The sequence below is a fragment of the Methylophilus sp. DMC16 genome (genome assembly GCF_056314045.1).
This window is the reverse complement of record NZ_JBQUZC010000001.1, coordinates 1,414,916-1,433,854: the sequence shown is the minus strand read 5'-3', so window position 1 is coordinate 1,433,854 and position 18,939 is coordinate 1,414,916. Positions and strand designations below refer to the sequence as shown.

The window sequence follows — 18,939 nt, the reverse complement described above, 5'->3', positions numbered from 1 at the left end:
GGGAACCAATCCAGCAATCGCCGACCAAATACGCTACAATGCCCAACCATCCAGGATTTGCTTTGAGTGTTTCCATGCAAGAGTTTTCTCGCCGCCGCCAGCAGTTGATCAACCACATGCAGGCCGGTATTGCGATCATTCCTACCGCGCCCGAAGTGACACGCAACCGCGACAGTCACTATCCCTATCGCTTTGACAGCTATTTTTATTACCTGACCGGCTTTAAAGAGCCGGAAGCGGTGTTGGTGCTGATGGCCGGACCCCAGCCCAAAAGTATTTTGTTTTGCCGTGACAAAGACCTGGATCGCGAAATCTGGGATGGTTTTCGCTATGGCCCTGAAGCTGCCAAAACAGTGTTTGGCTTTGATGAGGCTTACTCGATCACGCAGCTGGACACCGAACTACCCAAACTGATGGCGAATCAGCCTGCCTTACATTTCAGCCTGGGCGCAGACAGCGCCTGGGACAGCAAAGTCACTGCTTGGTTGAATGCGGTCAAAGCACAAACCCGCTCTGGCATGCAAGCACCCGCCCAACTGCTTGATGTGCGTCAAGCGCTGGATGTCATGCGTCTGCTTAAATCGCCCGAGGAGATGGACCTAATGCGCCAGTCAGCACAGATTGCTGCCACCGCGCATAACCGTGCCATGCAGCACACCCGTCCCGGGCAATGGGAGTATGAGGTCGAAGCGGAGTTTTTACACACGTTTTATCGCCATGGTGCGCAAGCGCCTGCTTATACCAGCATTGTGGCTGGTGGCGCCAATGCCTGCACCCTGCATTACAACTTTAACAATGCCCAGCTCAAAGACGGGGATTTGCTGTTGATTGATGCTGGCTGTGAACTGGATGGTTACGCCTCGGACATCACGCGTACCTTCCCGGTCAATGGCCGCTTCAGTGGCCCACAAAAGGACTTGTATGAATTAGTGCTGGCAGCCCAGGCAGCCGCCTTGGGTAAAGTGAATACGCAGCAGCACTGGAATGCGCCGCATGAAGCTGCGCTCGAAGTGTTGGTGGATGGCTTCATTCACTATGGCTTGTGTCAGGGCAGCCGCGACGCGGTGCTCGAAACTGGTAGCTACCGCCAGTTTTACATGCACCGCACCGGGCACTGGCTGGGCCTGGATGTGCACGATGCCGGCGAGTACAAAACAGCCGACGGTGCATGGGTTATGTTACAGCCTGGTCATGTGTTGACCGTAGAGCCAGGGTGCTATGTGCGTCCTGCAGACAATGTGCCGCCGCATTTCTGGAATATCGGTATCCGTATCGAGGATGATGTGCTGGTCACCGAGCGCGGCCATGAAGTGTTGACGGCCGCTGCGGTCAAAACCGTCGCGGATATCGAAGCGCTGATGGCGCAACGCTGATCTTTTGCAACGGATTTCGGCTAGGTCTAAAAGACTCTTTTAAAAAATGTATTTTTTGAGTGTATTTTTGTCATACAAATGGATGCAGCATGCAATTGATTGAACATCCTGTCGTGATTGGCGGTGGCCCGGTCGGGTTGGTGCTGGCCTTGTCTTTGCAGCAGGCTGGTGTGCCGGTCACCGTGCTTGAAGCGCAGGCGCCAGGCGCCATGTATGGCGATGGCCGTGCCCTGGCCTTGTCTTTTGGCACGCGCCAGGTGTTGGAGCAATTGCAAGTATGGTCCATGTTGGCCGATGCGGTCACTGCCATTGAAACCATTCATGTGTCACAGCAAAAAGGTTTGGGCCGCACCGTGCTCAAAGCACAAGAGCATCAGCTACCGGCGCTGGGCTATGTGGTGTCTTATGGCGTGTTGATGCGGGCGCTGGATGCGCGCCTGGCGCAATTGACCACTGGCATTAAGCTGTATTACGAAGCTCCGGTGACGGACTTACAGGTGCATGCCAGTGCCGCCGATATTGTATATACGGCAGCCGATGGGCAACGGTACTCACTGTCTACGCCGTTAGCGGTGGTGGCCGATGGCGGCCGGAGTCTGGAGGCTATTCCGGGCTTGCAGCGCGACACCAAGCATTATGGGCATGATGCACTGGTAGGCCTGGTGCAAACTGAACTGCCGCACCGGCAGATTGCCTACGAGCGCTTTACGCCACGCGGCCCGATGGCGCTGCTACCGAATGGTGACCAGTTTTCACTGGTGTGGACGGGCGAGCAGGCGTATATCGACGAGATTGCTGCGCTTGATGATGCCGCCTTTTTGCACGCCCTGCATGCCGCCTTTGGTGACCGCGTCGGCCGCTTTCTGCATGCCGGAAAACGCTTCAGGTTCCCGCTTAAATTAAGCAAGCTGGAACAGACGTTTGCGGCGCATTGCGTGGTCATCGGCAATGCGGCGCAAACCATGCATCCGGTCGCCGGCCAGGGCTTTAATGTCGGCATCCGCGATGCGGTGGCGCTGGCCGAGAATGTGGCGTCTACGGCATCGCATGAGTGGGGTGCGGACCACCGCTTGCTCGCCTACCAGGCGTCCAGACAGCGTGATACCGGGCGTGGCTTGCAGTTTACCGATTTTCTGGTCAATGTATTTTCAAATGATTTGATCGGCGTGGGCGTGTTGCGTGGCGCGGGGCTGGGGATGCTCAGCATGTTACCGATGGCCCGGCGTTTTCTGGTGGAAAAAATGAGTTATGGACGCTGAAAAGCACTTGATGCAGACAGATGTAGTGATTGTCGGTGCTGGGTTGGTGGGGCTGACCGCTGCCATCGCCTTGTCCCGTCTGGGCAAGCAGGTGGTCCTGACGGATGCCAAGCCACCGTTTGAGCTGCCAGCAGGCTGGGCCGACGATCAGTTAGACTGGGACAGCCGGATCTATGCGCTGACCAATCAAACCATGGACTGGTTAGCTGAGATTGGCGTCTGGCAGCATGTGCCTGCGCAGCGCGTGAACCCGGTCAACGCCATGCATTTATGGTCACCGACGCAGCATCATGTCCAGCCCAGCCTGAGCCTGACAGCCAAGGAAGCGCATCTGGCCCAAATGGGCTGCATTGTCGAGAGTCAGGCCTTGATGCAGGCGTGCTGGACTGTGTTGGCAGACGCCGACGTAACGGTGATCACCGACGCACCGGCGCAATCCTTGCAACAATTTGGTCATCAAATCCGTGTAGCATTGCCGCAGCAAACGATAGAAGCACAATTATTGATAGGCGCAGACGGCGCGAGTTCATGGGTGCGCTCGCAGTGTGGCATCGGCGTGGAGCAAGTGGACTTTGCGCAGACGGCGCTGGTCACCAATTATGTTGCCACACAAGCGCATCAACACGTGGCAAGGCAGTGGTTTGGTGCCCATGAAACGCTGGCCTTGCTGCCGATGCCTGAGCAGCAGGTGTCATTGGTCTGGGCCTTACCCCACGCCGAGGCCGCCCGCATGCAGGCGCTGTCTGCCGGTGAGCTGGCAGTCGCAGTTGAACACCGCTGTGGTCAGGTCTTGGGCCCACTGACGCCTAATGGTGCTGTGGTGGCGTTTCCCCTCAGGCAGAATACAGCTGAAACCATGGCGTTGCCCAATATCCTGTTGCTCGGTGATGCCGCACACCAGGTGCATCCTATGGCCGGGCAGGGGGTCAATTTGGGCTTCGAAGATGTGCAAGCCTTATGTGCGGAAGTCGCACGCTTGCCGGGCATTAAGCCCTTGGGGGATGTTAACGTGCTGCGGCATGTCATGCGTGGCCGTCAACGCGATATCCGAAGCATGCATGCCCTGACGCGAGGACTGGATTTTCTGTTTGCGCGTCCACAGGCACTGTGGACGCATGCCGCCTTGCTTGGCTTACGCGGCGTTGAAAACAGTGCTATGCTGAAACGTTTTTTAATTCGCACCGCGACGCAAGCGTAGCGCCCGGTGCACGTTCGAGAAAGAGTTGGTATGAAAAAATACAACGCAACGGCTGTCATCAAGGCCTTGGGGGCCCTCTGTCTGCTGTGGTCTATGGGCAGCGTGGCAGATGAAGCCAGTCTGAAGAAACAGATAGAGAGTGCCTATCCAAAATTCAAGGTGGATAGCGTGACCAAAACCCCTTACGCCGGATTGTACGAAGTGTACATGGGTGGCCAGATCATCTATACCGATGATAAATTCAGTTTTTTGATAGCTGAAGGCCGCCTGGTAGATCCGAAAACCAAAAAAGACCTGACCGGTGAGCGTATGGATGAGCTCACTAAAATTGATTTTAATACGCTGCCTCTGGATCAGGCCATCAAGGTGGTCAAAGGCAATGGCAGTCGCAAGCTGGTGGTGTTCTCGGATGTGGATTGCCCATTCTGCAAGCGTCTTGAGCAAAAAGAGCTCACCAACATTAACGATGTCACCATTTACACCTTTTTGTATCCGATTGAACAGCTGCACCCGGATGCGGCCAACAAATCGCGTAGCATCTGGTGTGCCAGCAACCGTGTAAAAGCCTGGCAAGACTGGATCATGAACAACAAGCTGCCGACCACTACTGCCAAGTGCGATGTGCCGCTGGAAAAAGTCGGCGAACTGGCGCATAAAGTCGGGGTCAACAGCACGCCGACCATGTTCTTTGAAAACGGTAAACGCATGCTGGGTGCGCAGCCTTATGATGAGATTGAAAAGTCCTTGCAGGCTGCTAGCAAAAAAGCCATGTAAGCACGGTGTATATTCATTTGCGTTAAAAACAAACAAGGGGCGTAAAGCCCCTTGTTTTTTACCCGGTTGTTTTATCACGCAGGCGCGTGTATTTGCCTAGCCGCCACCACTGACCACTTTACCCATTTTGAAGATGGGCATGTACATGGCCACCACCAGCCCGCCAATCAGCACGCCGAGCACCACCATGATCACCGGTTCCATCAGGCTGGAAATCGCTGCGACCGCATCATCGACTTCGCCCTCATAAAAGTCGGCCACTTTGGTCAGCATGCTGTCCAATGAGCCAGACTCTTCACCAATCGCGGTCATCTGGATCACCATATTCGGGAAGACATTGGTGTTTTGCATGGCTACGGTGAGACTGGTCCCGGTACTGACCTCGCTTTGAATTTTTTTGGTGGCATCAAAATACACTTGATTGCCAGAGGCCCCTGCCACAGAGTCCAGCGCTTCTACCAGCGGCACGCCAGCGGCGAACATGGTTGAGAGCGTACGCGCAAAGCGGGCAATGGTAGCTTTGCGGATGAGTTCACCAAAAATAGGCAGGCGTAGCATTAGCCGATCCATGGTCGCCTGTAGTTTTGCCGAGCGTTTCCAGGTATAGAAAAAGAACCACAGGCCGCCACCCAGACTACCAAAAATGGCCCACCACCATTTTACAAAAAAGTCTGACAGGTTAATCACCACCACTGTCGGGCCAGGCAAGTCTGCGCCAAAGCTGCTGAACAGCTCTTTGAACGAGGGCACCACAAAAATCATGATGACGGCGGTAATGACAAACGCCACCACGATAATCGAAGTCGGGTATACCAGCGCTGATTTGATCTTGCTTTTGATGGCGAGGATTTTTTCCTTGTAGGTTGCCAGGCGTTCCAATAAGGCATCCAGAATCCCGGCCTGCTCGCCAGCGCCCACCAGATTGCAAAATAACTGGTCAAAATGCAGCGGGTATTTTCGGAAGGCCGCGCTCAGGCTGCTGCCTGTTTCAACATCGGCCTTGATGTCGCCCAGCAGTTTGGAGACCGCAGGGTTGTGGTGGCCCTTGCCGACAATGTCAAACGCCTGCAGCAAAGGCACGCCGGCTTTCATCATGGTCGCCAACTGGCGGGTGAACAGCGTGACATCTTTTTCTGACACCTTGCCTTTGGTCGCCAGCGAGCTCTGCTTTTTCACTTTGCTGACACTGATGCCCTGGCGGCGTAAGGTCGCATTGACGACGGCCTCGCCGTTGGCGCGCATCTCGCCCTTGATCAGCTTGCCTTTGCGGTCTTTACCTTCCCACAAATATACAGATTGTTTGATGTTGCCAGTCGCCATAATGTCTTCTTAAAAAGTGAATGCCTACCCGTGTTACTCGTTGGTGACTGCTTCGACTTCCTCAATCGAGGTGAGTCCCTGTTTAACCTTGAGCAAGCCAGACTCGCGCAGATCTTTCACACCTTCGCGTTTGGCCTGCGCGGCAATGTCCATGGCGTTGCCATGAGACATGATGATGCGCGCGATTTCCTCGGTGATCGGCATCACCTGATAAATCCCCACCCGTCCCTTGTAGCCATTGTTACAATGTTCGCAGCCCCCTGGTTTGGCACCGTATAACTGCCAGCTGCCATCCAGATCAGCTTCAGTAAAGCCCACTTTCAATAGTGCTTCCTTGGGGACATTCAGCGGCACTTTGCAATGCTTGCACAACCGTCTTGCAAGGCGCTGTGCAGTAATTAACGTCACGGCAGAGGCAATATTGAAGGGGGCGACTCCCATATTTAACAAACGGGAGAGGGTAGTAGGCGCATCGTTGGTATGCAGGGTGGACAGCACCATATGCCCGGTCGATGCGGCCTTGATGGCCATATCTGCAGTTTCCAGGTCGCGGATCTCACCAATCATGATGATGTCCGGGTCCTGACGCAAAAAGGATTTAAGGGCTGCAGCGAAGGTCAGCCCCTGTTTGTCATTGACGTTGACCTGATTAATGCCCGCCAGCGGAATTTCGGCCGGATCTTCTGCGGTAGAGATATTGACGCCTGGGTCATTGAGCAAATTCAGGCAGGTGTACAGCGAGACGGTTTTACCCGAACCGGTGGGCCCGGTGACCAGTACCAGACCGTATGGGCGGTGAATGGCCTTGAGTAGCGCCTCCTGTTGTGGTGCCTCGTAGCCCAGTGCCTCAATGCCCAGCGTGGCACTGGAGGGATCCAGAATCCGCATGACAATTTTTTCGCCATGGATCAGTGGCAAGGTGCTGACACGGAAATCAATTGCGCGTGTTTTCGACAGGATCAGCTTCATGCGGCCATCTTGCGGAATTCTTTTTTCCGAGATGTCCAGGTTAGAAATCACTTTGATGCGTGAAGCCAGCTTTTCCTTGATGGCCAGCGGGGGCTGCGACATATCCCTTAACACGCCATCGACGCGAAAGCGGATACGGTAAAATTTTTCATAAGGCTCAAAGTGCAAGTCAGACGCGCCCATATTAATGGCGTCCATCAAGATTTTTTGCAGGAACTTGACCACAGGGGCATCATCGACTTCCTGCATGATATCCGCTTCTGGCTCTTCGCTGCTTTCCTCCAGGCCAAGATCAAAATCATCCCCGCCGGCATTGAGTGCAGACATGCTGGTGTCTTTGGATTCGACAATTTTGTCTATCCATTTGCCCAATTTGTCATCTTCCACCACAATCGGGAACAAGGTCGCACCCATTTGAAACTGGATGGTGTCCAGCGCATGCAGATTGGTCGGGTCAGACAGGGCAATATAGGCTACATTGCCCTTTTGTTGCAGCAGCAGCACACGATGCGACTGCATCAGTTTGATATCAATGCCTTTGTCAGGCAGCAGATTCTGTTCAAGCGCATCCAGGTCAAAAAAAGGAAAACCAAACGCTTGTGAGGCAGAGAGCGCGATTTCTTTGGGCGAGATTTTCTTTTGTGCCAGCGTCGCGGCGAGGAAGCTGGCTTTTTGGCTCTGACATTTTTCTTGCAGGGTGGCCGCTTCTTCTTCACTCATCAGAGAAGATTGCACCAGCATGCGGGCCATGCCGCCCAGTTTTTTTGTGCTTTCCAGTGTGGCCATAGCGTTCTGAGTCTGTTTTCCGAATCCTTAAATACGCCGTTTAATCGACTGATATAACAATACTTTCTACCTCAGTATATGGGGTCCAGGCGGGATTCAAATCGCAGAAAAGACGCGTTCTGATGCAGCTTTTGTGCAAATTTTAGGGAGTTTTCTTGACTTAACTCAAAAGATACAAAAATAGGCTTGACTTTTAAATTATGCTCACTTATAAATCCTTAAGGCGTTTGGGTTCAGGTTTTTTGTGGCCGTCTTTAAGTAAAGCAAAGCTTGTTTATTGCGACTGGAGTACTTGAGACAAACTTTTGGGGGCGCCTCCCTGTTAAGTAAAAAAGTAAGGAAGTAAAATGGCAACAGGTACCGTAAAGTGGTTTAACGACTCTAAGGGCTTTGGATTCATTACTCCGGATGATGGTGGTGACGATTTGTTCGCGCACTTCTCCGCAATCGTTGAATCTGGTTACAAAAGCTTGAAAGAAGGTCAGCGCGTATCCTTTGATGTGACTGAAGGTCCAAAAGGGAAGCAGGCCTCCAATATACAAAAAGCATAATTTTTGTTTTAGGGGTAAAAAATACAAAACGGCTCGCCATAGCGAGCCGTTTTTTTATGCTGGGCCTTGCGTGTCTGCTTACGCCATCTGTTTGATAATCTCGTCACCAAACTCAGCGGTGCCCACTTGCGTCGCGCCTTCCATCTGGCTGCTGAAGTCGCCGGTCACGCGTTTGCTGCCAATGGCCTTGGCCACACCGTTTAACACCAGGTCCGCAGCTTCCACCCAGCCCATGTGGCGCAGCATCATTTCGGCTGACAAGATCAGGGAGCTCGGGTTGGCCAGGTTTTTACCGGCGATTTTAGGCGCGGTACCATGTGTAGCTTCAAACATGGCAACGGTGTCGCTCAAGTTCGCGCCTGGGGCAATGCCAATGCCGCCGACTTGGGCTGCCAGCGCATCACTCATGTAGTCACCGTTCAGGTTCAGTGCAGCGACAACATCGTAATCTTCAGGATGCAACAGAATCTCTTGCAGGAAGGCGTCGGCGATACAGTCTTTGATGACGATGCCGTTCGGCAGTTTGCACCATGGGCCACCATCAATCAGTTCTGCGCCAAACTCTTCTTTGGCCAGCTGGTAGCCCCAGTCACGGAAGCCACCTTCGGTGAACTTCATGATGTTGCCCTTGTGGGTGATCGTGACTGATTTGCGGTTGTTATCAATCGCGTATTGAATGGCTTTGCGGATCAGGCGTTTGCTGCCGTCGATAGAGACTGGCTTGATGCCGATGGAAGACGCCTCCGGGAAACGGATTTTCTTGCGTACGCCCATGTCGCTCAAGAAATTGATGACTTTTTTCACTTCTTCGGTACCAGCCGCCCATTCGATGCCGGCATAAATGTCTTCGGTATTTTCACGGAAAATCACCATGTCGGTTTTTTCAGGGTGTTTGACCGGACTAGGCACGCCTGTGAAATACTGGATAGGGCGCAGACACACGTACAAGTCTAGCTCTTGGCGCAAAGTCACATTGAGTGAACGGATGCCGCCACCAACCGGAGTCGTCAGCGGCCCTTTGATTGAAATCACATAGTCTTTGAGTGCGGCCATGGTTTCGTCAGACAACCAGGTGTCTTTGTCATACAGCGTGGTGGATTTTTCACCGGCATAGACTTCCATCCATGAAATCCTGCGTTTGCCGCCATAGGCTTTTTCAACCGCAGTATCCACAACTTTGATCATGGGGGGCGTGATGTCAACGCCGATGCCATCGCCCTCGATAAACGGGATAATAGGTTGGTCAGGAACATTTAGGGTATTATCAGCATTGACGGTGATTTTGCTGCCAGTGGCGGGCACCTTGATTTTAGACATAGCACTTTCCATGTTATTACTGTTTAACAAACCCTTTAACGTCGTATGCCAGTTTACTGCGCATGAAAAACACCCGACGCTCAAGGACTATATTCCGATTCCCAACGTTTATGCCGCCGGGCGGTTAGATACCGATTCTGAGGGATTGCTTATTCTAACCGATGACGGCGCATTACAACATCGTTTGAGCCATCCCAAGCACAAACAGGTCAAAACCTATTGGGCGCAAGTGGAAGGCGCTCCTACACAAGCAGATTTGATGCCATTGCTGCGCGGCGTCGATTTGGGCGATTTTGTCACGCAGCCGGCGCAGGTCAGAATCATCGATGAACCTGACCATTTATGGCAGCGTGACCCGCCTATTCGGGCGCGCAAACAGATCCCGACCACCTGGCTGGAGATTAAAATCAGTGAGGGCAAAAACCGCCAGGTACGCCGCATGACCGCGCACGTCGGCTTTCCGACCCTGCGCCTGATCCGTTATGCGATTGGGCCTTACACATTGGACGGAATCTTGCTTGGGCAATATCAGGAAGTCAGTTATAAGAAGGTAATGTCATGAAACAGGTGGTGGTATTCAGGCACGCTTGCTGCGAGGGTGCTGGTTATTTGGGCACTTTTTTAGCGCAGCATGCCATTCCTTGGTGCGAGGTGCGCATTGATAAAGGCGAGCCAGTGCCTAACTCAGTCGAGGCATATAGTGGCATTGTGTTGATGGGCGGCCCCATGAGTGTCAACGATGACCTGCCCTGGATTCCGCCTTTACTCCAATTGATTCGCCAGGCAGTAGAAAAAGATGTCCCTTTGCTTGGGCACTGCCTGGGAGGGCAGTTAATCAGCAAGGCGTTGGGCGGTGTGGTGAGTAAAAACCCGGTCAAAGAAATAGGCTGGGGACAAGTGCAGGTGGCAGACGATCCTGCCGCACGAGACTGGTTTGGTGACTTGCAAGTGTTTAACAGCTTTCACTGGCATGGCGAAACGTTTTCGGTGCCGCAAGGGGCAACGCATGTGTTATCCAGCCCGTATTGCGTCAACCAGGCTTATGTCATGGGCAAACATATCGGTTTGCAATGCCATATTGAAATGACACCCGACATGGTCAAAATGTGGACGGAGCAATGGAAAAACGATATTGCCACGTCGGCCGCCAGCCCAGCGGTCCAGTCTGCAGAGACCATGCTGGCAAAAGTGAGCGAGGATTGCGACGTCTTGCACGCTGTCGCCGACAAGGTGTATAGCCGCTGGATTCAGGGCCTGGTCTAGCGCCATCTTCGCATGGGCGAGTTAGTGCTCGTCCTCCATTCCGCTCTGTTTAGGCTGCAGTTTTTGCATGGCATAACGCCTTTGTTTGTAACGGTTGTATTGCCACAGGTATTGCACCGGGCATTGGGATACCTGCCGCTCAATCGCCTGGTTCAGCAGTGCGGGCGTCTGTATGTCTTCGACCTTGGACAGATGGATATGAAAGCCTTCGCCAGCGGGCAGGCGTTCACCAAACGCCATAATGACCGTTGCGCCTGATTTCACGGCCAGTTTGCTGGCTAGCCCCATGGTATAAGCCGGTTTGCCAAAAAAATCGGCCCATTCGCCTTCACCATTTCGCGGAATCTGGTCAGGTAAAATGCCAATGGCTTCCCCACGTTTGAGCGCTTGCAGCAGTTTTTTGACCCCGGCGGCGTTGGCGGGCGCCAGCGCAACCTGGCCTTTTTGCCTGCCTTCTTGTAGCAGGCCTTCCAGCCAGGTCAGTTTTGGGGGGCGGTAGAGCACGGTGATCGGGTGCTGGCTACCATAATAAATAGAGGTGATCTCAAAGCAACCCAGATGTGGTGTGAGAAAAATCAGGCCTTTGCCCGCACGTTGTGCTGCTTCAACCAAGTGCCAGCCAGTCGTCGCTTTTACCAGTGGCAGCAAGCCGGATTGTGGGGCGCCCCAGATAAACAGGGATTCCATCAGGGATTTACCTGCTTCTATCCGGCTATCTTTGGCCAGTTGCTGAACAGCTGCCTTGTCTTTGCATAGACGACTTTGGTGAATATTCTCGATAGCGATGCCGGTACTTTTTTGATCAAGATGCCAGCTTAATCGACCAATCACCGCGCCCAGACGGTGGACGCAGCTTAAGGGTAACTTTGAAAGCCATTTGCAAAAAAACACCAACATCAAAAAATCTGCCTCGTGGAAAATCGCACTCAGGGTGCATTCTGTTAAAATCCACCCCCTAATCCTGCCATATTAACAAATCGTCGTTTGCTAACCCGTCTATTCGCTGATTAATTTTGAAAATAAGTGAGATTCAAACCGAAGAGGGCCGTGTCCGCGATGCCCTGATTGCGCAGCGCATGGACCACTTTGATGCCTGGTGGCAACTGGCGATTGCCTGGCTGGAGCCACCCAATCTGGAAAGAGGCGGTTGGAGTGGGGTCGGGCGCTGGCAATTGCCATGTGCTGATCATCAACTGGTTGAACTCTATGTGAAACGCCAGCAGAACCATACCCGCTTTAGCTGGCGCTATCCCTGGCGTGGCTTGCCGACCTTTATGGTTGAATATGACATGCTCAAGTATTTACGGGCGCAGGGGGTGAGGGTGCCCGAGGTGGTTTACGCGGGCGTGCGCGATGTGCCAGCGGGCCGTCAGGCCATCCTGGCTACGCAGGCACTGCAAGGCTATGAGGAGCTCACTCCGTATTGTACGGCGGCCAATATGACTGCCAATCCGCCGTTGCTGATCGCTGTCGCACAGGCGTTAAAAACATTGCACGCTGCGGGCATACAGCATCGGGCGCTATACCCCAAGCACCTGTTTGTCCGCGCGCTGCCTGAGCACAAAACGTCTGGCGCTTATGAGATTGCATTTATTGATCTCGAAAAAGCCAAGCATATGTGGCTGCCAGCCTGGCAACGCTTGCGGGATTTGCGGCAATTCATGAGCCGTTTGCAGGATTGGCCGGACAGCCTGTTGTATCAGCTGTATCAAGCCTATGCAAGCGAGTATGGCCAGTGTTACCAACGCTGCGGCTGGTGGTGGCTGCGCTGGGGATTGAAGCGTTTAAACAAGAGATAATGAAACATGGTTAATTCACTGTTAATACTGACATCGAGTAGCACGGGCAACAATATCTTCTGTACGCCGGCTATCCGGTTTTTGCGCAAGCATCTGCCACAGGCACGCATTGATGTAGTCGCGCTGAATGCCCTGAGCGCACAGGTGTTTGAACACAACCCGGCCATCAACAATCTGTGGGTGACCAGTAGTCTCCGCCGCGTCAATAAGCTCGCGCAAGACTATGACGCGGTACTGGCGTTTAATAAAAATGCGCTCAAAAAGCTGCCTTTTAATGATCCGCGCCTGCAACTGGCGACCATCGATAAAACCGATGTGCATTATGCCGAACAGCTGCTAGGCTTTTGTCAGCAATGGTTGAGTCAGCAGCTACAGCGCCAGATTGAAATCACCGATGAAGACCGTTGCTATGCAATCTACAGCGCGCCCGGTCAGGTGAGCTTGTTGTCACGCTTTGAGGTGCAGCCTGCAGACACCGTGATCAATATTCACCTGGGCTGTGGCACCACGCTATTGCATGGCTGGAAGTTTTTTTACGCCAGGCGTGCCGATGATAAAAAACTGTGGTCGATTGATGCCTATATTGAATTGGGACAATTGCTGGTCCAAGCCATCCCGGGCGTACGGCTGGTGATTACCGGCACCAGCAATGAAGCCTTTCTGGCAAAGAAATTCGTCAAGGCGGTGCCTAACAGTATTAACCTTGCAGGCAAAACCACGGTGGCAGACTTGCGCCAGCTGATGGAGCGCTCCAATTTGTTTATCTCACATGATTGTGGTGTATTTCACGTCGCGGCTGCCGCCCAAGTGCCGATGCTGGGGCTGTTTGGCCCGACCAATCACTTGTTGACCGGACCTTATCCGAACCGCGCCAACCGGCAATTGATTAAAAAAGACAGCATGGCGGACATTCGTCCGCAAGAAGTATTGCAGCAGGCGCTCTTGCTGTTAGGACGACCTGCGCAAGCATGACCCTGCACCAGTTCACTTCGCCGGGGCCCATCCGCCTTGGGTTTGCCATGGATGCCCAGCCGCCCTTGCAATTGGACACGCTGGTTCGCGTGCTCAAGGAGCGGCGCTGGGTGTTGCGGGGGACTTGGGATGGCCAGGCGATCTATGCCAAGCTATTTGCGGGCAAAGAAGCGGCACGTTACGCCGGGCGGGATGCGGACGGCGCGCGCCGCATGCTGGCTGCGGGCATCCGTACGCCAGCCTTGTTATGGCAAGGCACGCTGCATGACGGCACCCAGCCGCTAGCCGCATTGATTTATGCCGCTGTTCCCAATGCGGTCAATGCCGCAGAAGCTTATTCCGCAGGCCCTGCAGAGGGCAGATATGCTTTGTTGGCGCTGCTGGTAGAGGCTTTGGCAGCACAGCATGTCGCAGGATTGTGCCAAACCGATTTGCATTTAAAGAATTTTTTATTGGCAGAAGGCGTGGTCTGGGCCATTGATGGTGATGGGATCCGTCAGCGAACACTGAGCCGCAAACAGGCGCACCTGCAACTCGCTGAGTTGATTTCGAAGTTGCAGGTACTGGATCAGATGCAGTGGACGCAACGGCTACTGGATGTCTATTTGCATGCACGCGGCTGGCCGCGCAGCCTCACCGCTGCACAAGTATTGGCCTGGGGGCAACAGATGAAGACGCGTGAGGTGGAACACTATGTCACGCGTAAAATTTTCCGCACCTGTAGCGATGTGACCTGGCAACAGACGGCTCAAAGTGTGCAGGCGGTCAGTACCGCTGGCGGATTGCATCCCACGGACTTGCCTGCGCTGGAAGTGGCCATGCATGTGGGACAAACCCTGAAGGCGGGCAACACCTGCACCGTAGGACATACCCAGTTGCAAGATCAGCCTGTCGTGATCAAGCGCTATAACATCAAGCACTGGCTGCATGCCGTGAGCCGGGCCTGGCGGCCCAGCCGGGCGGCCGCCTCGTGGCAAAATGCACACCGCCTGCAATACTACGGCATGCTGACCCCGCAACCCATGTTGATGTACGAACGCCGTTACTGCGGGCTGCGTGGCCGCGCGTATTTTGTCTCTGCATTTAGCCCTTGGCCCGATGTGCTGACCTTTTTTCAGCAGTCTCGCGATCCTGCGCTTGAGGCGCAGGTGGTGGAGCAATTGGTCATGCTTTGTTATCAGTGGTATCTGCTCAAAATATCGCATGGCGACCTCAAAGGCAGCAATTTGCAGGTCACCGATCAAGGCCAGATCGTGGTGATTGATCTCGACAGCATGCGCCAGCATCACTGTGCGCAAATGGCCTTGCGCGCACATGCACGCGACCTGCGGCGGCTGCTGCAAAATTGGAAACCGGATAGTTCACTGTATAATGCGCTGGTGGATAGATTTAAAACGGTTTATCCAGACCATACGCCACTCACCCTGGCGGGCATTTCCATTTAATCCATTCGATTGATTTGATCGTTACGCGAGTTTCTGCATGATTGTGTTAGGTTTATCCGGTGCCTTGGGGCATGATGCTTCGGCTGCCATTCTGGTAGATGGCAAAATTGTCGCTGCGGCAGAAGAAGAGCGCTTTATCCGCGACAAGCACGCCAAAAATCACTGGCCTTACGAAGCGGCCAAGTTTTGCCTGAAACAGGCGGGCATTTCCCCTGAACAAGTCGATATCGTGGCTTTCCCTTATGGTGAAATTCCGCTGACTTCGGCTGCGCGCTGGCATTACGCTAGGCGCTACTGGTACGCACCAGACCGTGCACTGGACGCCATTTTTAATGGCAACCGCCGTTTCCGTCGCAACCGCGACAAATCACTCAAATTGATGGAAGAGCTTGGGTTGAGCAAAGCCAAATATGTGCCGGTTGAACACCATCTGGCGCATGCTTCCAGTGCTTATCATCTGAGTGGCTTCAAGGAAAAAACCGCCATTGTCGGCATTGACGGCAAAGGGGAATATGCCACCACGTTTTTTGGCTATGGGGAACATGGCAAGATTCACAAAATCAAGGAATTCTATGACCCGGATTCACTGGGTGGCCTGTATGGCGCGATCACCGAGTTTCTTGGATTTGAGATGCTTGATGGTGAATTTAAAGTCATGGGTATGGCGCCGTATGGCGACCCGAACAAATATGATTTGAGCCGCCTGGCCAAGTTTGAAAACGGTGAGCTCATCATCAACACCGAATACGTCAACGTGGTCGGTTTGCGCCGTTACAAAGAAAATGGCAAAGGCTACTACTTCACGCCCAAACTGATTGAATGGCTAGGCCCCAAGCGTGAGGGCGACGAGATTGACGACCCGTATATTCATTACGCTGCCAGTGTACAGAAGCTGCTGGAAGACCTGGCTTTGCAGATGATTGAATATTATCTGGGTGATATTCTGCGCGAGACCGGCAAGATTGTGATGGCAGGCGGCGTTGCGCTCAACGTCAAGCTGAATCAGCGCATTATCGCCTTGCCACACGTGAAAGAATTATTTGTACAGCCTGCTTCTGGCGATAACGGTACCAGTCTGGGCGCGGCCACTTACGCTGCACATCTGGCGGGCGAAAGTATCCATAAAATGGAACACGCTTACCTCGGGCCTTCTTACACCAATGAAGAATGTATTGCCGCCTGTGAAGCGCATCCGTCCAAGCCTGTTTTTACCCGTGTAGAAGATGGCCCACGTAAAGCGGCAGAATTACTGGCCGCGGGGAATCCACTCGCCTGGTTCCAGGGGCGCATGGAGTTTGGCCCGCGTGCGCTGGGTTGCCGTAGTATCCTTGGCGACCCCAGTTTCCCTGGGGTGGCTGACCGTATCAATGCGCAGATCAAATACCGTGAACGCTGGCGGCCATTCTGCCCCAGCATGCTGGACCGCGTGGCAGAAGATATTTTGCAAACCGACCATCCTGCGCCTTACATGACTTTCACCTTTGATGTAAACCCGGCCTGGAAAGCACGTATTCCAGAAGTGGTACATGAAGACGGGACGGCGCGTGCGCAGATCGTCACCAAGGAAACCAATCCACGTTATTACGCATTGATTGAGCATTTGGAGCAGTTGCGCGGCAATGGCGTAGTGCTCAATACCTCGCTCAACAGACGCGGCGAACCGATGATTTGTAGCCCGACTGATGCCCTGAATATGTTTTATGGCTGTGATCTGGAATATCTGATGCTGGAAGATATTCTGGTGACCAAATCTGCTTGATGTCTGGCTACATTCCATGAGTGTCAATGCACTACGCGAAAAAGAGGCATATTGTTTTAAGTCATTGAATCCTCTGAAAAAATGTTGGATTCGGGTAATTCAATTTGACGTAGTGCAGCAGTTTGGAGATAATCGGGGGTAGGGAGCCTGTTTGGATTCATATATCTTCACCCTATACTGTGACGCAATAGCAAGTTCAAAGCAGTTCACCAGGATAGTTCATCAGGTAGTTAAAACACAGTTGAGCGATAGTCAATGAAACAATCTCACATTGAAGTAACAGAACGCATCATCGAGCGTAGCCGTCCGACCCGCAAGGCGTATTTGCAGCGCATTGATGATTACCTGAACCGTGAAAAAGGCCCGGACCGCTTGGGCTGTGCCAACGTGGCACACGCGTTTGCGGCCATGCCACAAAACGACAAATTCAAGATTTACGCCGAGAAGCCGACACACGTCGGCATCGTCACTGCTTACAACGAAATGTTATCCGCGCATCAGCCGTATGTGAACTATCCGGATATTATTCGTGATGAAGCACGCAAGCATGGCGCAACCGTGCAGGTGGCCGGTGGCGTGCCTGCCATGTGTGATGGGATTACCCAAGGCGAGCCTGGCATGGAGCTGAGCCTGTTCAGCCGCGATACCATTGCCATGAGTACGGCCATTGCCTTGTCTCATGACGTGTTTGATGCAGCATTACTGCTGGGTGTCTGTGACAAGATCGTGCCCGGCCTGTTGATCGGCGCCCTGCATTTTGGGCATTTGCCCTGTGTATTTGTGCCAGCGGGCCCGATGAGCACCGGCATTGATAACACCTCGAAATCCAAAGTGCGTGAAAAATATGCACAAGGCCTGTGTGACCGTGATGAGCTGCTGGCCAGCGAATCTGCGGCCTACCACGGTGCCGGCACCTGTACCTTCTACGGTACGGCTAACAGTAACCAGATGTTGCTGGAAGCCATGGGCTTGCACGTGCCAGGGGCGGCTTTTATCCACCCGCATGATGGCATGCGTGAAGACTTGACGCGTGAAGCGGTGCGTCTGGTAGTGCAAAACGCTAAAAAAGATAAATTTGTGCCGATTGGCCGTTTAGTCGATGAGCATGTGATCGTGAACGCGATGGTGGCTTTGCTGGCTACTGGCGGTTCCACCAACCATTTGATTCACTGGGTAGCGGTTGCGCGTGCCGCAGGCATTATTATTGACTGGACCGACTTCCATTATCTGGCTAAAGGGACGCCACTGCTGGCCAGTGTTTATCCAAACGGTAAGGCCGACGTCAACGAATTCCAAGCAGCTGGTGGGCCAGGTTTTGTGATCCGCGAACTGATCGAAGGCGGTTATATGTATCCGGATGTCTACACCGTGAGTGGTGGCGGCATGCGCGATTACGGTAAAAAGCCGGAAAAAGAAGCGGACAAGCTGGTGTGGAAAGACTACCCGGCCGAAAGCGGCGATGAAACCATCGTGCGCACAGCCTCGCATCCGTTTAACGAGTCTGGCGGCCTGCGTCTGCTCAAGGGTAACCTTGGCCGCAGCGTGATCAAGATTTCTGCCGTCCCTGAAGACCGCCACATTATCGAAGCACCAGCCATTGTGTTTGATGCGCAAGAAGAATTGCTGGCCGCGTTTGACCGCGGCGAACTGGAGCGTGACTTCATTGCTGTCGTGCGCTTCCAGGGCCCTAAAGCCAATGGCATGCCAGAGTTGCATAAACTGACACCACCACTTGCTGTATTGCAAAACAAGGGCTTCCGGGTGGCGATTGTGACTGACGGCCGCATGAGTGGTGCTTCAGGCAAGATTCCTGCTGCAATTCACTTGAGTCCCGAAGCCAGCGCGGGTGGTCCGATTGCCAAAATCCGCAATGGTGACATCATCCGCCTCAATGGGACCGTCGGTCAGTTGAATGTGCTGGTGGATGAAGACACCTGGGCTGAGCGCGAGGCTGAAGAGCTGAGCGATGCCAAACGGCATTACAACGCCCATGGCTTGGGCCGTGAGTTGTTTGGTGGCATGCGCAGGAATGTGCTGTCTGCAGAAGAAGGCGCCGTTACCTGGTTGTAAATGCACATTGCGTCGCAATACGTCGTTGCAGTTTGCTTGCCGTACTATTCGTACTGTCTACGCGCCTGCGCCTAGTCTTGCTTA

At 53.5% G+C, this 18,939-nt stretch carries 16 protein-coding genes; 12 read left to right on the top strand and 4 right to left on the bottom strand.

The features are described from left to right. The first annotated feature begins 74 nt into the window (after window positions 1-74). From pepP to ACT53D_RS06720, 4 genes are all read left to right on the top strand, one after another. Window positions 75-1,373: a Xaa-Pro aminopeptidase gene (gene pepP / locus ACT53D_RS06735; protein ID WP_476155222.1), complete on the top strand. Its 1,299-nt coding sequence runs from the start codon at window positions 75-77 to the stop codon at window positions 1,371-1,373. Between the two features lie 89 nt (window positions 1,374-1,462). Further along, complete coding sequence (locus ACT53D_RS06730; protein ID WP_476155220.1) at window positions 1,463-2,632, top strand: FAD-dependent monooxygenase; 1,170 nt, start codon at window positions 1,463-1,465, stop codon at window positions 2,630-2,632. Then, window positions 2,622-3,830 carry an FAD-dependent monooxygenase gene (locus tag ACT53D_RS06725; protein ID WP_476155218.1) on the top strand — a complete coding sequence of 403 codons (1,209 nt, stop codon included), beginning with the start codon at window positions 2,622-2,624 and terminating at the stop codon, window positions 3,828-3,830. The genes ACT53D_RS06730 and ACT53D_RS06725 overlap by 11 nt, the downstream gene beginning before the upstream one ends. A gap of 93 nt (window positions 3,831-3,923) precedes the next feature. Then, window positions 3,924-4,604, top strand: coding sequence for a DsbC family protein (locus tag ACT53D_RS06720; protein ID WP_379077697.1), 681 nt, complete (start codon window positions 3,924-3,926; stop codon window positions 4,602-4,604). Window positions 4,605-4,700: 96 nt separating this feature from the next. Here ACT53D_RS06720 and ACT53D_RS06715 read toward each other — a convergent pair whose 3' ends face one another. Next, window positions 4,701-5,924 (bottom strand): type II secretion system F family protein, encoded by a 1,224-nt coding sequence (locus tag ACT53D_RS06715; protein ID WP_275356951.1) that lies wholly within the window; start codon window positions 5,922-5,924, stop codon window positions 4,701-4,703. A 33-nt stretch (window positions 5,925-5,957) separates the two neighbouring features. After that, complete coding sequence (pilB, locus tag ACT53D_RS06710) at window positions 5,958-7,679, bottom strand: type IV-A pilus assembly ATPase PilB (RefSeq protein ID WP_194747157.1); 1,722 nt, start codon at window positions 7,677-7,679, stop codon at window positions 5,958-5,960. 347 nt (window positions 7,680-8,026) lie between these two features. On the opposite strand from pilB, the gene ACT53D_RS06705 reads away from it, so the two are divergent. Continuing rightward, a complete protein-coding gene (locus tag ACT53D_RS06705; RefSeq protein ID WP_013441419.1) occupies window positions 8,027-8,230 on the top strand; it encodes a cold-shock protein in 204 nt (67 codons plus the stop codon). 78 nt (window positions 8,231-8,308) lie between these two features. Here the strand turns inward: ACT53D_RS06705 and icd are convergent, their stop codons facing one another. Continuing rightward, window positions 8,309-9,547 carry an NADP-dependent isocitrate dehydrogenase gene (icd, locus tag ACT53D_RS06700; RefSeq protein WP_476155215.1) on the bottom strand — a complete coding sequence of 413 codons (1,239 nt, stop codon included), beginning with the start codon at window positions 9,545-9,547 and terminating at the stop codon, window positions 8,309-8,311. Window positions 9,548-9,557: 10 nt separating this feature from the next. Between icd and ACT53D_RS06695 the strand changes: the two genes are divergently transcribed. Together ACT53D_RS06695 and ACT53D_RS06690 are read left to right on the top strand one after the other, a co-directional pair. Further along, window positions 9,558-10,109, top strand: coding sequence for a pseudouridine synthase (locus ACT53D_RS06695; RefSeq protein ID WP_194747155.1), 552 nt, complete (start codon window positions 9,558-9,560; stop codon window positions 10,107-10,109). Further along, window positions 10,106-10,810, top strand: a complete 705-nt coding sequence (locus tag ACT53D_RS06690; protein ID WP_338657091.1) for a type 1 glutamine amidotransferase — start codon at window positions 10,106-10,108, stop codon at window positions 10,808-10,810. The genes ACT53D_RS06695 and ACT53D_RS06690 overlap by 4 nt, the downstream gene beginning before the upstream one ends. Window positions 10,811-10,831: 21 nt before the next feature. Here the strand turns inward: ACT53D_RS06690 and ACT53D_RS06685 are convergent, their stop codons facing one another. Next, a complete protein-coding gene (locus ACT53D_RS06685; RefSeq protein WP_476155213.1) occupies window positions 10,832-11,707 on the bottom strand; it encodes a lysophospholipid acyltransferase family protein in 876 nt (291 codons plus the stop codon). A gap of 116 nt (window positions 11,708-11,823) precedes the next feature. Here ACT53D_RS06685 and ACT53D_RS06680 point away from each other — a divergent pair, with 116 nt between their 5' ends. The 5 genes from ACT53D_RS06680 to edd all read left to right on the top strand — a co-directional run bounded on the left by ACT53D_RS06680 (window position 11,824) and on the right by edd (window position 18,855). Beyond that, window positions 11,824-12,609 carry a lipopolysaccharide kinase InaA family protein gene (locus ACT53D_RS06680; protein WP_476146284.1) on the top strand — a complete coding sequence of 262 codons (786 nt, stop codon included), beginning with the start codon at window positions 11,824-11,826 and terminating at the stop codon, window positions 12,607-12,609. 6 nt (window positions 12,610-12,615) lie between these two features. Beyond that, on the top strand, window positions 12,616-13,581 hold the full coding sequence (locus ACT53D_RS06675; RefSeq protein WP_476146282.1) for a glycosyltransferase family 9 protein: 966 nt from the start codon (window positions 12,616-12,618) through the stop codon (window positions 13,579-13,581). After that, complete coding sequence (locus tag ACT53D_RS06670) at window positions 13,578-15,026, top strand: lipopolysaccharide kinase InaA family protein (RefSeq protein WP_476155211.1); 1,449 nt, start codon at window positions 13,578-13,580, stop codon at window positions 15,024-15,026. The genes ACT53D_RS06675 and ACT53D_RS06670 overlap by 4 nt, the downstream gene beginning before the upstream one ends. 37 nt (window positions 15,027-15,063) lie before the next feature. Continuing rightward, on the top strand, window positions 15,064-16,785 hold the full coding sequence (locus tag ACT53D_RS06665) for a carbamoyltransferase family protein (protein WP_476155209.1): 1,722 nt from the start codon (window positions 15,064-15,066) through the stop codon (window positions 16,783-16,785). A gap of 255 nt (window positions 16,786-17,040) precedes the next feature. Next, on the top strand, window positions 17,041-18,855 hold the full coding sequence (gene edd, locus ACT53D_RS06660) for a phosphogluconate dehydratase (protein WP_194747148.1): 1,815 nt from the start codon (window positions 17,041-17,043) through the stop codon (window positions 18,853-18,855). Window positions 18,856-18,939: the final 84 nt, after the last annotated feature.

Bases quoted from the DNA above. Each gene is read 5' to 3' on its own strand.
- pepP (WP_476155222.1), top strand. From the start codon at position 75: ATGCAAGAGTTTTCTCGCCGCCGCCAGCAGTTGATCAACCACATGCAG.
- ACT53D_RS06730 (WP_476155220.1), top strand. From the start codon at position 1,463: ATGCAATTGATTGAACATCCTGTCGTGATTGGCGGTGGCCCGGTCGGG.
- ACT53D_RS06725 (WP_476155218.1), top strand. From the start codon at position 2,622: ATGGACGCTGAAAAGCACTTGATGCAGACAGATGTAGTGATTGTCGGT.
- ACT53D_RS06720 (WP_379077697.1), top strand. From the start codon at position 3,924: ATGGGCAGCGTGGCAGATGAAGCCAGTCTGAAGAAACAGATAGAGAGT.
- ACT53D_RS06715 (WP_275356951.1), bottom strand. From the start codon at position 5,924: ATGGCGACTGGCAACATCAAACAATCTGTATATTTGTGGGAAGGTAAA.
- pilB (WP_194747157.1), bottom strand. From the start codon at position 7,679: ATGGCCACACTGGAAAGCACAAAAAAACTGGGCGGCATGGCCCGCATG.
- ACT53D_RS06705 (WP_013441419.1), top strand. From the start codon at position 8,027: ATGGCAACAGGTACCGTAAAGTGGTTTAACGACTCTAAGGGCTTTGGA.
- icd (WP_476155215.1), bottom strand. From the start codon at position 9,547: ATGTCTAAAATCAAGGTGCCCGCCACTGGCAGCAAAATCACCGTCAAT.
- ACT53D_RS06695 (WP_194747155.1), top strand. From the start codon at position 9,558: ATGTTATTACTGTTTAACAAACCCTTTAACGTCGTATGCCAGTTTACT.
- ACT53D_RS06690 (WP_338657091.1), top strand. From the start codon at position 10,106: ATGAAACAGGTGGTGGTATTCAGGCACGCTTGCTGCGAGGGTGCTGGT.
- ACT53D_RS06685 (WP_476155213.1), bottom strand. From the start codon at position 11,707: ATGTTGGTGTTTTTTTGCAAATGGCTTTCAAAGTTACCCTTAAGCTGC.
- ACT53D_RS06675 (WP_476146282.1), top strand. From the start codon at position 12,616: ATGGTTAATTCACTGTTAATACTGACATCGAGTAGCACGGGCAACAAT.
- ACT53D_RS06670 (WP_476155211.1), top strand. From the start codon at position 13,578: ATGACCCTGCACCAGTTCACTTCGCCGGGGCCCATCCGCCTTGGGTTT.
- ACT53D_RS06665 (WP_476155209.1), top strand. From the start codon at position 15,064: ATGATTGTGTTAGGTTTATCCGGTGCCTTGGGGCATGATGCTTCGGCT.
- edd (WP_194747148.1), top strand. From the start codon at position 17,041: ATGAAACAATCTCACATTGAAGTAACAGAACGCATCATCGAGCGTAGC.